A 14,770-nucleotide genomic window follows, 5' to 3' on the forward strand; every position below is an offset into this window, starting at 1 on the left:
ACTCTTATAAAGAGGAGTTAACTGTTCTAAACGTTCGTTTGGGTTGCCCCTTGGAACTGGATGCGCATTCTAGACAGTTTTGATTTTTCGTCAACCCTTTTTTGTCATTAATTTGAAATAATTGTTTAAGCGTTCGAAATTAGTACAAAGTGAGCGTTAATTGAACTAAACAACCAAAAAAGACGATTTAAACTCGCCTTTTTTAATTTAATGCAACTTACAGCTACATACACAGGCCGCCATCTATTTCTATTACACGACCTGTAAAGAATTCATTTTCTAAAATATATTGAACAGTATGGGCAATTTCGTCAGCTTCACCTAAACGGCCAACAGGTTTCATTTTTTCTAAGCGATCTCGCATTTCTGGTTTCATCGCATCAGTCATTGCTGTGCGAATAACACCAGGAGCAATCGCGCCAACTCGAATTCCATGACGTCCCAGCTCTCTAGCCCAAGTAACTGTCATAGCTACTACACCTGCCTTTGATGCCGCATAATTCGTTTGCCCCATATTTCCACCTCTAGCAATAGAGGACATGTTAATAATGACACCTTTACGATTCTGATTAATCATATGCACCGCAGCTTCTCGACCACAAAGAAAAACTCCCGTCAAATTAACATCGATAACACTTTGAAATTGTGACAAAGGCATTTTTTTACTCACTACGCCATCTATAGCTTTCACCAACATACCATCACGTAAAATACCAGCATTATTAATTAAACCATCTAAACCATTAAAATCTTTATTAATTTGGTTAAATGTTTGTTCAACCTCTTCTTCATTAGTCACATTCGCTAAATAGTATTTAGCCGTAGAGCCTGCATGTTCAACTAATGCAACTGTTTCATTCAATTGCTCTTCATTTAAATCAATCAAAGCGAGCTTCGCACCATTTTTGGCAAGAGCAATAGCCATTGCCCGACCTAGTCCTTGACCACCACCTGTGATTACAATTGTTTTATCTTGTATATTCATAACAGTTCTACTTATTTATTCTGATTAAAAAGTGTAAAGATACTGGAAAAATCTTTTGTGCCATTACCTGATGCTGCATGCATAGCGTACAAGCTTCTAGCTAGTGCGCCCATAGGCGTAGATGATTGACTACTAACTGCTGTATCCATTGCTAATCCTAAATCTTTTGCCATTAAATCGACCATAAACCCACCTTGGTAATTATTTGAGGAAGGTACATTTTCCATTACCTCAGGACAAGGGTTATAAACATCTAAAGTCCAATTACTGCCTGAGCTTTTGCTCATTATATTTGATAGTACTGCTGGATCTAATCCGTTACTCATCCCTAATTGTAACGCTTCAGAGGTACCAATCATTAATACCGATAACAACATGTTGTTACATACCTTTGCCACTTGCCCGGCACCATGATGTCCTGCATGGAAAATATTTTTTCCCATGTTATCAAGTACAACTTTAGCGTTAGTAAAATCGACATCACTTCCACCTACCATAAAACTCAATGTACCAGCTGTTGCGCCACCAACGCCTCCAGAAACAGGCGCATCAATAAAATTAATCCCAGCAGTTAATAACGCTTGCCCAACTTTAATTGATGTTGCTGAATCTATAGTAGATGAATCAATTACTAACGCACCTTTATTAATATGATTAATTAAACCATTTTCGCCAAGATAAACTGACTCTACATGTTTCCCTGCTGGTAACATTGAAATTACAAATTCAGCGTCTTTAACGCAGTTACTTGCAAGTGACTGTGTTGTTGCGCCCTGAGCAACAACTTGCTCAACAGCTTGAGCGGATAAATCAAATACACACACTTGATGACCCGCTTTAACTAAATTGATGGCCATTGGGCCACCCATATTTCCTAATCCGATAAAGGCAACTTTTGCCATAGTACTCTCCAAATGAATAAACGGTGATGATGAATGCTGTTATAGACTTAATTCAAGCAGTGGATGTTCACTTTCCTGCCATTTTGATTCAAAAAACCAGTCAATAACCTTTGTTTCAACATCTGCAACTGATTGATACTTCCATTGAGGTGAATAGTCTTTATCGATCAATAAGGCTCTTACCCCTTCAACAAATTCACCATATTGCCCTGCTTTGACTGAAAGGCTCAGTTCGAGTTTAAAGCAATCAGCTAAACTCAATGTTTTGCCTTGTTGTAACTGACGGTAAACTATATGACCACTTAATGCGCTACCGTGTTTTAAAGATTTTTGTGCCTTATTAAACCATTTATCATCAACATCAACCGTCACAATAGCTTTTACTATATCGTTGATGTTATCGAAATTAGTCACCTTATCAATGAGCGACTTCTGCGCTCTGATATAAGAGACAGGTAAGCTCGCATTTGATCGCACTTCCAAATCTTTCATCACAGTAGATAACTTGTCGTGATTAAGGGCAATAGTATCTCCCCAATTTATGGCTTTAAGTGAATCGATTAACATACATTTTTTATCATTTAAAATGAAGAAGTCAGCAAGTCCAGTGTACTTAGCATCTGAAGCATTAATAGAAGCACCAGTTAACCCTAAAAATAAACCACAATTATCAGGCATCCGATTTAAAAACCACGTTCCTCCAACATCAGGGTAAAGGCCAATACTTATTTCCGGCATTGCTATTCGAGAGGTTTCTGTGACAACTCTATGGCTTGCGCCAACCATCATGCCTAGGCCTCCTCCCATTACTATTCCATTACCCCAGACAATAAAAGGTTTATTGAATGTATGAATGAGGAAATCTAGTTTGTATTCTTTCGTGAAATACTCTTCTATGGCAGGAGCAAATTCACCAACATTATTTTGCATTTCATTATATAAATGAACAATATCACCACCTGCACAAAAAGCTTTATCGCCTGCCCCTTGCAATATAACTACTGAAATTTCACTATCTTTATGCCATTCGAGTAATTTAGGGTATAAAGCATCAACCATTTCGCCACTTAGAGCGTTTAATGAACGCTCTGAATTTAATGTGGCAATACCCATTTTCTTTGTGTTGTCACACATTATTTCTTCAAAAATAACGACATTTGACATGATAATTCCTCTAATTCTTTTGTATTTACGAAGTTGTTTATAACTGGCGACAAAAACAGTTACTTATTCGACCAAACAGGTTGTCGTTTTTCTAAAAATGCCTGCACACCTTCACGTTGATCTTGTGTATCAAACAAATCGACAAAAGCTTGTCTCTCAAAAGGTAGTGCATCAGCAATAGGCATGCTTCTATTTTTTTGAATTAACTCCTTACAAGTTGCAACTGCAACAGGGCTTTGTTTAGCCACTTTACTTGCTAGCAGTACGCCTAACTCTTTCCCTTTGCCCCTTGCTACAACCTCTTCCACTAAACCAATTTTAAGTGCGAGTTCGCTATCAATTCGCTCACCACATAAAATCATTCGTTTCGTCCAGCCCTCTCCTACTAATAGTGCTAAGTTCTGGGTTCCGCCGGCACAAGGTAATAAACCAACACTTGTTTCAGGAAGTGCCATAACAGCATGCTCTTCGGCAATTCGAATATCACATGCAAGTGCCACTTCAAGTCCGCCTCCCATTGAGTATCCATTTATTGCTGCAATTGAAACTCCTCTATAGTTAGATAATGTTTCAAAGGCCTGACCGAAAATATTAGCCATATCAGTAGCTACTTTTTTATCTCCACTTGAAAAGACGTTTAAATCGGCTCCCGCAGAGAAAAACTTATCGCCACTGCCTGTAAGTACGATTGCATAGATATATTTATCGTCATTGAGTTTGATAACTAAATCGCGCAAGCTACTTAAACTTAAGTGCGTCCATGTATGAGCAGGCGGATTGTTAAAAGTTATTATCGCGGTATGTTCAATGACTTCAACAAGTAAGCCTTGATAATTAGTGTACGCTGACAGTTGAGAATCTTGTGACATGATTTGTTCCTAAAAACTGTGTTAAAACTTTGTCTTACTGATACATTATTTTCATAGTGAACTTATAAAAGTTGACCACTGCCTTCAGTAAGTAATCTTCTGGCAATAATAAGGCGCATAATCTCATTAGTGCCTTCAAGAATTTGATGAACTCGAACATCTCTAAAGTGACGCTCTAATGGGTATTCTTTTATGTAACCATACCCTCCATGGATTTGTAGTGCAGCATCACACACTTGAAACCCAATATCAGTAGCAAAACGTTTTGCCATCGCACAGTAAGCCGTTTTTTCTGGATCATCATTATCTAGTTTAAATGCAGCCAATCTAACAAGTTGACGAGCAGCAACGAGTTCAGTAGCCATATCTGCTAATTTAAATTGCAATCCTTGAAAAGCGGCAATGGGCTTACCAAATTGTTCTCGTTCTTTCATATACTCCATTGCAGTATTCAAGGCTTGTTGTGCAGTACCAATTGAGCAAGTTGCAATATTGATACGTCCTCCGTCTAACCCTTTCATTGCAATCGAAAAACCTTCCCCTTCATTACCTAATAAATTTTCCACTGGCACTTTTACGTTATCGAAAGTAATTTGACGAGTAGGTTGAGCATTCCAGCCTAATTTCTCTTCTGCTTTGCCATAAATTATACCTTCTAGATTTGCTGGGATAACTAACGAAGAAATACCTTTAGCGCCTAACTCACCAGTACGGACCATTACAACAAGTACTTGAGTATCTCCAGCGCCAGAAATAAAAACCTTGGATCCATTAACAAGGTAATGATCGCCTATTTTTTTCGCTGATGTTGTTAATGATGCTGCATCTGAACCAGCTCCTGGTTCGGTTAAGCAGTATGAAGCGAGCTTTTCTCCTGTAACCAAAGAGGGACACCAAGTATCTTTAATCGTTTGCGTGCCCCATGTAGCAATCATCCATGTAGCCATATTATGTATTGTCATCATGGCCGTTGTAGCTGTACAGCCCATAGAGAGTTGCTCAAAAATAATAGAGGAGTCTAGCCGACTCAGCGCTAAACCACCGACATCTTCAGGAGAGTACAATCCACAAAATCCTAATTCACCTGCTTTAGCAATCACGTCTTTTGGAAAAATATGGTCTTGATCCCACTTACTCGCTAAAGGAGAAAACTCAGCATCAGCAAATTGTTTGGCCGTATCAGCAAACATTTGCTGATCTTCAGTTAAATTAAAGTTCACTTAATATCCTTTACAGTTATTACATTACGATAAAATGGCTTATAACATTTCAACAGCTATTGCCGTTGCTTCTCCACCACCAATACATAAAGAAGCCACACCTTTCGATAAGCCTTTGTTTTTAAGTGCATGAATTAAAGTCACCATAATACGTGCACCACTTGCTCCTAACGGGTGACCTAAAGCACAAGCTCCACCATGAATATTAACTTTATTAATATCTAGTGCCATATGCTTAACAGCAAGCATTGTGACCATTGCAAACGCTTCATTTATTTCAAATAAGTCAACATCATCAGCATTCCAGCCTGCTTTATCTAAAACTTTAGTCATTGCACCAACAGGTGCTACTGTAAACTCTGCTGGTGCTTGGGCATGCGTAGCATGACTAACAATTTTACAAAGAGGTGTTAAACCACGCTTTTGTGCTTCAGAAAGCTTCATCATTACCAATGCAGCAGCACCATCAGAGATTGAACTAGAGTTTGCTGCAGTGATCGTACCGTCTTTTTTAAATGCGGCGCGCAAAGTTGGGATTTTTTCAGGACGTGCATTGCCAGGTTGCTCATCAAACTCAACGACTAAATCACCACGACGGCTATTAATAGTTACCGGCGTAACTTCATCGTTAAAAGCCCCTGATTTAATCGCTAAATTAGCACGTTCTAAAGAACGAATAGCGAAAGCATCCATGTCTTCACGTGTGAAACCTGTCTCATCTGCCGTATCTTGAGCAAAACAGCCCATAGATATACCATCATAAGCATTTTCAAGACCGTCTAGCATCATATGATCAATGACTTGACCATGTCCCATACGCATTCCACTTCTTGCCTTTGGTAGAATATAAGGTGCGTTACTCATACTTTCCATCCCACCAGCAACAGCAATATCAATCGTACCGGCAAACAATGCATCATGTGCTTGCATTGCGGCTTTCATACCTGAACCGCACACTTTATTGATAGTAGTACAAACCGTTGATAATGCTAAATCAGCTTCAAGTGCAGCTTGTCTTGCTGGAGCTTGTTTTAATCCCGCAGGTAAAACACAGCCCATAATCACTTCGTCTATGTGATCATTCTCAATTTTTGCTTGATGTACCGCAGCTCGTATCGCTGTTGCACCAAGAGTCGGTGAAGTAACCGCAGATAAAGAGCCCATAAAACCACCCATAGGTGTTCTTACAGCAGAAACAATAACAATAGGGTCTGAAGCAGACATAACATTCTCCAAAAATTAACATACCGTAAATAATATGTTGTACAGATTAACTCAATATGACGTTTACGCCAACGTAAAGCAAAAGAATAAACTAAGATAAAGGGAACTGACTGTAAGTATAATTGTGCACTATGGTGATAGTTTGTTATAGAAAACAGGCTAGGTGTCGTATAGCAGGGTGTTGACTTTAGCTAAACTTAAAATTGCTTACAGCCGAATAATAAGATTGATAGTTCATTAAAAGTCAAACTTTACGTTTACGTAAACTTCATGTATGGTATCGAGCAGTATAATATGTCCTGAGCTACTGATGAAAAAAGTTACCCAAAACACCTTTTCAATTGGCGATCTTGCCAAAGAGTTTGATATTACCACACGAAGCATTCGCTTCTATGAAGATCAAAACTTAATTGCCCCTACGCGCAAAGGGCAAACAAGAATTTATAACCAAAGAGACAGAGTTAGACTAAAGTTAATTCTACGAGGAAAACGATTAGGCTTTTCACTCGCTGAAACTGGTCGATTATTCGAGCTTTATGATGCTGACAAAAGTAGTGCAACGCAATTAGAAACCATAATGAATCTCATTGCACAGAAAAAATCAGATCTCAACCAACAACTTGAAGATATTCAAGCCGTATTAATAGAATTAAACGACTTAGAAAATAATTGTATTAAAACACTTGCTTCTATCGAAGATAAATCTTTGTAAAAACAGCACAGACAAACAAATAATTAATCATTAAAAAACATAAAAAATTTAAAAGACAAAAAGCTGTGATATCGACACAAAATATCGTGCGTTATCCTTGTCTTAGTAGTCTAAAACTCTATAAAGGATACCCCCATGATTTCAACATTTTCTTCATTGAATTTTAATTTAGGTGAAACGGTAGAGATGATCCGTGATCAAGTTAATGCTTTTTCTCGTGATGAAATCGCACCTCGTGCTGCTCAAATAGACATTGATAACGAATTCCCAAATGATTTATGGCGTAAATTTGGTGACATGGGATTACTCGGCATGACTGTTGACGAGCAATACGGTGGCTCTGGCTTAGGTTATATTGAACACATTGTGGCTATGCAAGAAATTAGTCGAGCGTCAGCATCAGTCGGGTTAAGTTACGGCGCAATGTCAAACTTATGTCTAAACCAATTAAACAAAAATGCTTCGCATGAACAAAAACTCAAATACTTACCTAAGCTTTGTACAGGCGAACATATAGGTGCATTAGCCATGAGTGAACCTAACGCGGGCTCTGACGTGGTCAGCATGAAACTATCAGCTAAAAAAGTTGGTGATAAATATATTTTAAATGGCAATAAAATGTGGATAACCAATGGCCCAGATGCCAATGTTTATGTAATTTACGCAAAAACTGACGTTAATGCTGGCTCAAAAGGTATTACCGCGTTTATCGTAGAGCGTGACTTCCCTGGATTTTCTCGCCACCAAAAACTAGACAAGCTAGGCATGAGGGGCTCGAATACCTGCGAACTTGTTTTTCAAGACTGTGAAGTACCAGCAGCTAATGTTTTAGGTGAAGAAGGCAAAGGCGTTCGTGTATTAATGAGCGGTTTAGATTATGAGCGCGTTGTTCTATCTGGCGGCTCTTTGGGCATTATGGATGCCTGTATGGATTTAGTTGTGCCTTATATTCATGATCGCAAACAATTTGGTCAATCGATTGGCGAATTTCAATTAGTTCAAGGTAAAGTTGCCGATATGTACGCACAAATGAACGCTGCTAAGTCATATGCCTATATGGTTGCACAAGCCTGTGATCGCGGAGAAACCACACGAAAAGACTCTGCTGCTGTTATTTTATACGCAGCCGAGCTCGCGACAAAAATGGCGCTTGATACGATTCAACTATTAGGTGGCAACGGCTACATAAATGAATTTCCTGCTGGTCGTTTATTACGTGATGCGAAATTATATGAAATTGGCGCAGGAACATCAGAAATACGCCGTATGCTAATTGGCCGAGAATTGTTTGCTGAATCTAAATAAAGAGAAGCTAAACAATAAAATTTGACGATAAAGTTAAATAATTTTTAACACCTCTTTGCTCCTTCCTCTGCTAGTTTCAGTATTAAGTAGGAGAATTCAAGCAACTAAGGTGTTGAAAATTTATAACTACTCTCTCAATCTATAACGACAGATACAAAGGTAAATACCGTGGCTAAAATCAACTCTAAGATAAATACACGCAGTCAAGACTTTATCGATAACTCAGCGCACATGCAGCATCAGGTTAATGATTTGAAAGAAAAACTTGATCAAATCAAGCTCGGTGGCGGAGAAGGAAGTCGCCAACGTCATTTAGCAAGAGGTAAATTATTACCCAGAGATCGTGTACTAGCTTTACTTGACGCAGGCTCTCCATTTTTAGAGTTATCACAATTTGCCGCTTTTAATGTTTACAAAGACAACGTCCCTTCTGCAGGTGTCATTACTGGCATTGGCCGCGTTGGTGGTCAAGAGTGCGTTATTGTTGCAAATGATGCTACCGTAAAAGGCGGCACTTATTACCCTTTAACAGTTAAAAAACACCTACGCGCGCAAACCATTGCACAGGAAAATAATTTACCTTGCATATACCTTGTTGATTCTGGCGGTGCGAACTTACCTAACCAAGATGAAGTTTTCCCCGATAAAGAACATTTTGGCCGTATATTTTTCAATCAAGCAAATATGTCTGCGCAAAATATTCCTCAAATAGCAGTTGTGATGGGCTCATGTACCGCAGGAGGGGCTTATGTGCCTGCCATGGCTGATGAATCTATTATAGTTAAAGAACAAGGCACTATATTTTTAGCAGGGCCTCCTTTAGTAAAAGCAGCCACAGGAGAAGTCGTCAGTGCCGAAGATTTAGGTGGTGCTGATGTGCACTGTCGTACCTCTGGCGTCACCGATCATTACGCACAAAATGACAATCACGCTTTATCACTTGCTCGAAGCGCAGTTACCAATTTAAATAGAGTAAAACCTGTACAGCTTGACATTAAACCAATTAATGAACCAGCCTATGATAGCAATGAAATTTACGGTGTAATTCCTAAAGATCCGCGCCAGCCTTACGATGTTAGAGAAGTCATTGCGCGCATTGTTGATGGCAGCGAGTTTGATGAATTTAAATCCTTATACGGAACAACACTTGTCTGCGGTTTTGCTCGTATTTATGGCTATCCTGTTGGTATTGTTGCAAATAACGGTGTGCTATTTGGTGAATCTGCGCAAAAAGGTGCACACTTTATTGAGCTCTGTGCACAACGTAAAATTCCTTTGGTTTTCCTACAAAACATCACAGGGTTTATGGTGGGTCAACAATATGAGTCTGGTGGTATTGCCAAACATGGAGCAAAAATGGTTACCGCAGTTGCTACTGCACAAGTGCCAAAGTTCACCGTATTAATTGGCGGTAGTTTTGGCGCTGGTAACTATGGAATGTGTGGCCGAGCTTATGATCCCCGATTTTTATTCATGTGGCCCAATGCTCGAATTTCAGTAATGGGAGGAGAGCAAGCAGCTGGCGTTATGGCACAAGTGACTCGAGACAAAAAAGAGCGAAATGGTGAAACCTGGTCTGAAGCTGATGAATACTCTTTTAAGCAACCAATCATGGATAACTACGAACATCAAGGTCATCCTTATTATGCCTCGGCACGCCTTTGGGATGATGGAATTATTGACCCAAGTGAAACTCGACAAGTGTTGGGTTTATCAATTTCAGCGTCTTTAAATAAATCCATTGAAGATACCAAATTTGGCATTTTTAGAATGTAGGCTCCGTTATGACTATGATTACCAATACAACGAAAAATGAAATGGTGTTATTTGAGGTAAATTCTCAAGGTGTTGCCACTGTTACCTTAAATAATCCAGATAAACATAACGCTTTTGACGATAAAATTATTGAAGCATTAACGGTGATATTTACAGACATCGCCGCTCGTGAAGACATAAAATTAATGGTGCTTGCTTCTAATGGGAAAAGCTTTTCTGCAGGTGCAGATCTCGCGTGGATGAAGCGCATGGCAAATTATTCTTTAGATGATAACTTAAAAGATGCAACGGCTTTAGCAAATATGCTCAAAGCGTTAAACTTTTTGCCTCAACCCACAATAGCTAAAATACAAGGTGCTGCATTTGGTGGAGCCGTCGGTTTAGCCAGTTGCTGTGACATTGTGATCGCCGTAAGTAAAGCTAGCTTTTGTTTAAGTGAAGTAAAGCTTGGCTTAATTCCAGCAACTATAGGACCGTATGTAGTCAATGCTATCGGTTTAAAAGCAGCCAGACGGTATTTTATTACAGCAGAGCGATTTTTTGCAGATAAAGCGCAACAAATAGGATTAGTCGATGAAGTAGTCGCGCTCGAAAAACTTAATGCTGAAGTTGACAAAATGGTCTCAACTTTACTTTTAAATGGTCCTCAAGCAATAAGAGCGGCAAAAAAACTAGCATTAGACGTCGCATTTCAACCTTTTAGCGACACACTTTTACAAGACACCAGCGAACGTATTGCTCACTTACGCGTATCAACTGAAGGTCAAGAAGGCTTAACTGCTTTCTTTGATAAACGCTCACCCGCTTGGCAAATAACCAAGGATAGCTAACATGAATACTAACAACACCACAGGTTTTACTAACACCAGTAAAATGTTCACTAAAATTTTAATCGCAAATCGCGGTGAAATTGCTTGTCGCATAATTAAAACAGCTCAAAAAATGGGTATTTTAACTGTTGCCGTATATTCTGACGCCGATGCTGATTCTTTACATGTTCAAATGGCTGACGAAGCGGTTTATTTAGGTCCATCACCTTCACGTGAAAGCTATCTTCTCGTAGATAAAGTAATCAACGCTGCAAAAATGACAGGAGCCCAAGCAATTCATCCTGGTTATGGTTTTTTATCTGAAAATGCAGATTTTTGCAGGCAATGTAGCCAAGAAAATATTACCTTTATTGGTCCTCCTGTTGGTGCAATTGAAGCGATGGGTTCAAAGTCCGCAGCAAAAAATATTATGGAGGCTGCCAATGTACCTTTAGTTCCTGGCTATCATGGAGATGATCAATCAGAATCTGTTTTGAAAAAAGCTGCGGATGATATGGGTTACCCCGTTTTGCTTAAAGCTACAGCTGGTGGTGGTGGCAAAGGCATGCGTCAAGTGTGGAGCGCTGATGAGTTTTCTGAAGGATTTTCTGCAGCTAAGCGTGAAGCTAATTCATCTTTTGGTGATGATCGTATGTTGGTTGAAAAGTATTTAACGCAACCTCGTCATGTAGAAATCCAAGTGTTTTGTGATAACCATGGACACGCTGTTTATTTATTCGAGCGCGACTGCTCTGTTCAACGTCGCCATCAAAAAGTTATCGAAGAAGCGCCAGCGTTTAGTATGAGTGAAACACTACGCGCTAAAATGGGTGAATCAGCCATTCAGTCTGCACAAGCAATTGGCTACCAAGGTGCTGGTACCGTTGAGTTTTTGCTTGATGTCGACGGTTCATTCTATTTCATGGAGATGAATACTCGTTTGCAAGTCGAACATCCCGTAACAGAAATGATCAGTGGGCAAGATCTTGTTGAATGGCAATTAAGAGTGGCCGCAGGAGAAAATTTACCTAAAACTCAAAACCAGTTAAAAATCAAAGGCCACGCGTTTGAAGCAAGAATATATGCGGAAGATCCAAACAATGACTTTTTACCAGCCACTGGCAACTTAGAGTTTTTACAAACTCCTATAGAAAGTGACAATGTCCGTATCGATACAGGTGTTCGTCAAGGTGATGATGTGAGTGTGTTTTACGATCCCATGATAGCAAAGCTAATCGTTTGGGACGAAAACCGTGAAAAAGCACTTCAACGGTTGGCTAAAGCATTAAGTGAATATCGAATTAACGGTGTTACCACTAATATCGAATTTCTCTACAACCTAGCAACTTGTAAACCTTTTGTTGAAGCTGATATAGATACTGGCTTTATTGAAAAACATAATGATCTAATTTTTCACACAAATGATCCAATATTAACGAATGAACTGCCAATGGCAGCTTTATATTTAATATTATCCCAAGAAAATATAGCCCAAAGTAGCGCCGCTAATAGTAATGACCCCTACTCTCCTTGGAATAGTACCAATGCTTGGCGTTTAAATGATGCACATACTCAGCAGTTAACTCTCTCTTTTAATGACGTTGAATATCATATCGAAGTCGAGCAAAAGCGTCAGGGGGCTAGTACTTACTTTTTAATAACTATTAATAATAGCACTACAGATAATCTCCCCCTTCATTGCCAAGGTAGTTTAAATGGTGATGTATTAACAGCTACTATCGATGGGTATAGAAGCCAAGCTACTATTGCTTATTTCAATAATCATCTGAGCTTGTATTGCAACAGAAATGGACAAAATGGCGTATTTAATTTCACCCAAGTTCTGCCTGATTGCGGCGATAGTTCTGCTGATGATGCACACGGTGGGCTGATTGCACCTATGAACGGTACCATGGTCAGCGTTTTGATTAATGCAGGTGATAAAGTCGAGAAAGATCAACCTTTAGTTATCATGGAAGCAATGAAAATGGAATACACAATTCGTGCACCAGAACACGGAGTAATTGAAGCTGTTTACTTTGCAGAAGGTGAAATGGTTGATGGTGGTGCCGCACTGTTGTCATTCGTTTGTGAGGAAAACCAATAATGACAACACTACAATACTCTCTTCCCACTTCAGTAAAAATTGTTGAGGTAGGTCCTCGAGATGGCTTGCAAAATGAAAAAAAGCCGGTCTCCGCTGAAGATAAAATAGAACTAATTAACCAATTATCAGCTGCTGGGGTGAACTACATTGAAAGTGGTAGCTTTGTTTCCCCTAAATGGGTGCCACAAATGGCAACATCATCAGAAGTCTTTCAAGGAATAAATAAAAAGAGCGGAGTAACATACGCAGCTTTAACACCAAATATGAAAGGTTTTGAAGGGGCATTAGCAGTGAATGCTGATGAAGTTGCTATATTTGGTGCTGCCTCAGAAGCCTTTAGCCAGAAAAATATCAACTGCTCAATTGAAGAAAGCCTGAACCGATTCGAACCTATTATGCAGGCTGCACAAGCGGCAGGCATCCCCGTAAGAGGGTATGTATCTTGTGTGGTTGGTTGTCCATATGATGGCTTTATTGAACCAGAGAAAGTAGCAAAAGTTGCTGAACAGCTTTTCAAAATGGGCTGCTATGAAATATCCCTAGGCGACACTATAGGTGTAGGTACGCCTGCTAGCGTACAAAAGATGTTACAGGCGGTAAGTGCACGTGTGCCGATGGCTAAGTTAGCTGTTCACTTTCATGATACTTATGGTCAAGCGTTAGCAAACATTTACGCCGCTATGCAAATGGGTGTAATGGTGGTCGATAGTGCTATTGCGGGACTTGGCGGCTGCCCTTATGCTAAAGGGGCTTCTGGTAATGTTGCAACAGAAGACGTAGTTTATATGCTTAACGGCTTAGGTATTGAGACCGGAATTAATTTTGACAAGCTGCTCAAAGCAGGTTGGTTTATCAGTGACAAATTAGAAAAATCGCCTGTGTCCAAAGTATCAAATGCTTACCGTGCACAGTGTTAATACACTCTATTGCGCACTTAATGAAAAATTAATGTGGCTAAATTAATAGTAACTAACAAATAGAAAGGAGTTTCAAATGGCAGGTTTTGACAAAGTAGTGTCAAGCTATGAAGAAGCCATGGCAGGATTAACTGACAATATGACAGTTATTGCTGGTGGTTTCGGTCTTTGCGGTATCCCAGAAAACTTAATCAACGAGATAAAAAGAAAAGGTACTAAAGGATTAACTTTGGTATCTAATAACTGTGGTGTTGATGATTTTGGTTTAGGTATTTTATTACCGGATCGCCAAATAAAAAAAATTATCGCTTCTTATGTTGGCGAAAATGCAGAATTCGAACGCCAAATGATGGCAGGAGAGTTAGAAGTTGAATTAACGCCCCAAGGTACATTAGCGGAAAAAATGCGTGCTGGCGGTGCTGGAATTCCTGCTTTTTATACTGCTACGGGTTATGGAACTCCTGTCGCTCAAGGGAAAGAAGAAAGAGAGTTTGACGGTCGACATTATATTTTAGAGCCTTCAATAACAGGTGATTTTGCCATTGTTAAAGCTTGGAAAGCTGACAGATACGGTAATCTTGTTTTTAGAAAAACCGCGCGTAACTTTAACCCATTAGCCGCAACAGCAGGTAAAATTACCGTTGTTGAAGTGGAAGAAATTGTAGAACCTGGTGAGCTAGATCCAGACCAGATACATACCCCTGGTATTTATGTTAATCGCCTTATCTTAGGCTCATTTGAAAAACGAATCGAACAACGTACTGTTCGCCAAGCTTAGGA

13 protein-coding genes are annotated in these 14,770 nt (G+C 39.4%); 7 read left to right on the forward strand and 6 right to left on the reverse strand.

The annotated features are described in order from the left end of the window. Window positions 1-223 precede the first annotated feature (223 nt). The 6 genes from AC27G3_RS13725 to AC27G3_RS13750 form a co-directional block, all read right to left on the reverse strand. Window positions 224-985 carry an SDR family oxidoreductase gene (locus AC27G3_RS13725; protein ID WP_487122455.1) on the reverse strand — a complete coding sequence of 254 codons (762 nt, stop codon included), beginning with the start codon at window positions 983-985 and terminating at the stop codon, window positions 224-226. 11 nt (window positions 986-996) lie between these two features. Continuing rightward, window positions 997-1,887 carry a 3-hydroxyisobutyrate dehydrogenase gene (mmsB, locus tag AC27G3_RS13730; RefSeq protein ID WP_487122457.1) on the reverse strand — a complete coding sequence of 297 codons (891 nt, stop codon included), beginning with the start codon at window positions 1,885-1,887 and terminating at the stop codon, window positions 997-999. Window positions 1,888-1,926: 39 nt separating this feature from the next. Continuing rightward, complete coding sequence (locus AC27G3_RS13735; RefSeq protein ID WP_487122459.1) at window positions 1,927-3,051, reverse strand: enoyl-CoA hydratase/isomerase family protein; 1,125 nt, start codon at window positions 3,049-3,051, stop codon at window positions 1,927-1,929. A 59-nt stretch (window positions 3,052-3,110) separates the two neighbouring features. Beyond that, complete coding sequence (locus AC27G3_RS13740; RefSeq protein WP_487122461.1) at window positions 3,111-3,920, reverse strand: enoyl-CoA hydratase; 810 nt, start codon at window positions 3,918-3,920, stop codon at window positions 3,111-3,113. A gap of 62 nt (window positions 3,921-3,982) precedes the next feature. Beyond that, window positions 3,983-5,140 (reverse strand): acyl-CoA dehydrogenase family protein, encoded by a 1,158-nt coding sequence (locus tag AC27G3_RS13745; protein WP_487122463.1) that lies wholly within the window; start codon window positions 5,138-5,140, stop codon window positions 3,983-3,985. A 39-nt stretch (window positions 5,141-5,179) separates the two neighbouring features. After that, entirely contained in the window at window positions 5,180-6,364 is a 1,185-nt protein-coding gene (locus tag AC27G3_RS13750) for an acetyl-CoA C-acyltransferase (RefSeq protein ID WP_487122465.1), read from the reverse strand. 310 nt (window positions 6,365-6,674) lie between these two features. Here AC27G3_RS13750 and AC27G3_RS13755 point away from each other — a divergent pair, with 310 nt between their 5' ends. From AC27G3_RS13755 to AC27G3_RS13785, 7 genes are all read left to right on the forward strand, one after another. Further along, window positions 6,675-7,076 carry a MerR family transcriptional regulator gene (locus AC27G3_RS13755; protein WP_487122467.1) on the forward strand — a complete coding sequence of 134 codons (402 nt, stop codon included), beginning with the start codon at window positions 6,675-6,677 and terminating at the stop codon, window positions 7,074-7,076. 135 nt (window positions 7,077-7,211) lie between these two features. Further along, window positions 7,212-8,381: an isovaleryl-CoA dehydrogenase gene (locus tag AC27G3_RS13760; RefSeq protein WP_487122469.1), complete on the forward strand. Its 1,170-nt coding sequence runs from the start codon at window positions 7,212-7,214 to the stop codon at window positions 8,379-8,381. Window positions 8,382-8,549: 168 nt separating this feature from the next. Then, window positions 8,550-10,157 carry a carboxyl transferase domain-containing protein gene (locus tag AC27G3_RS13765; RefSeq protein WP_487122471.1) on the forward strand — a complete coding sequence of 536 codons (1,608 nt, stop codon included), beginning with the start codon at window positions 8,550-8,552 and terminating at the stop codon, window positions 10,155-10,157. Window positions 10,158-10,165: 8 nt separating this feature from the next. Then, entirely contained in the window at window positions 10,166-10,987 is an 822-nt protein-coding gene (locus AC27G3_RS13770; protein WP_487122472.1) for an enoyl-CoA hydratase/isomerase family protein, read from the forward strand. Window positions 10,988-11,030: 43 nt separating this feature from the next. Beyond that, window positions 11,031-13,073 carry an acetyl/propionyl/methylcrotonyl-CoA carboxylase subunit alpha gene (locus AC27G3_RS13775; protein ID WP_487122679.1) on the forward strand — a complete coding sequence of 681 codons (2,043 nt, stop codon included), beginning with the start codon at window positions 11,031-11,033 and terminating at the stop codon, window positions 13,071-13,073. Next, window positions 13,073-13,990: a hydroxymethylglutaryl-CoA lyase gene (locus tag AC27G3_RS13780; RefSeq protein WP_487122474.1), complete on the forward strand. Its 918-nt coding sequence runs from the start codon at window positions 13,073-13,075 to the stop codon at window positions 13,988-13,990. Before AC27G3_RS13775 ends, AC27G3_RS13780 begins: the two co-directional genes overlap by 1 nt. A gap of 76 nt (window positions 13,991-14,066) precedes the next feature. Continuing rightward, window positions 14,067-14,768: a CoA transferase subunit A gene (locus AC27G3_RS13785; protein ID WP_487122476.1), complete on the forward strand. Its 702-nt coding sequence runs from the start codon at window positions 14,067-14,069 to the stop codon at window positions 14,766-14,768. Window positions 14,769-14,770: the final 2 nt, after the last annotated feature.

The organism is Colwellia sp. SU-HH01217 (assembly GCF_057543495.1).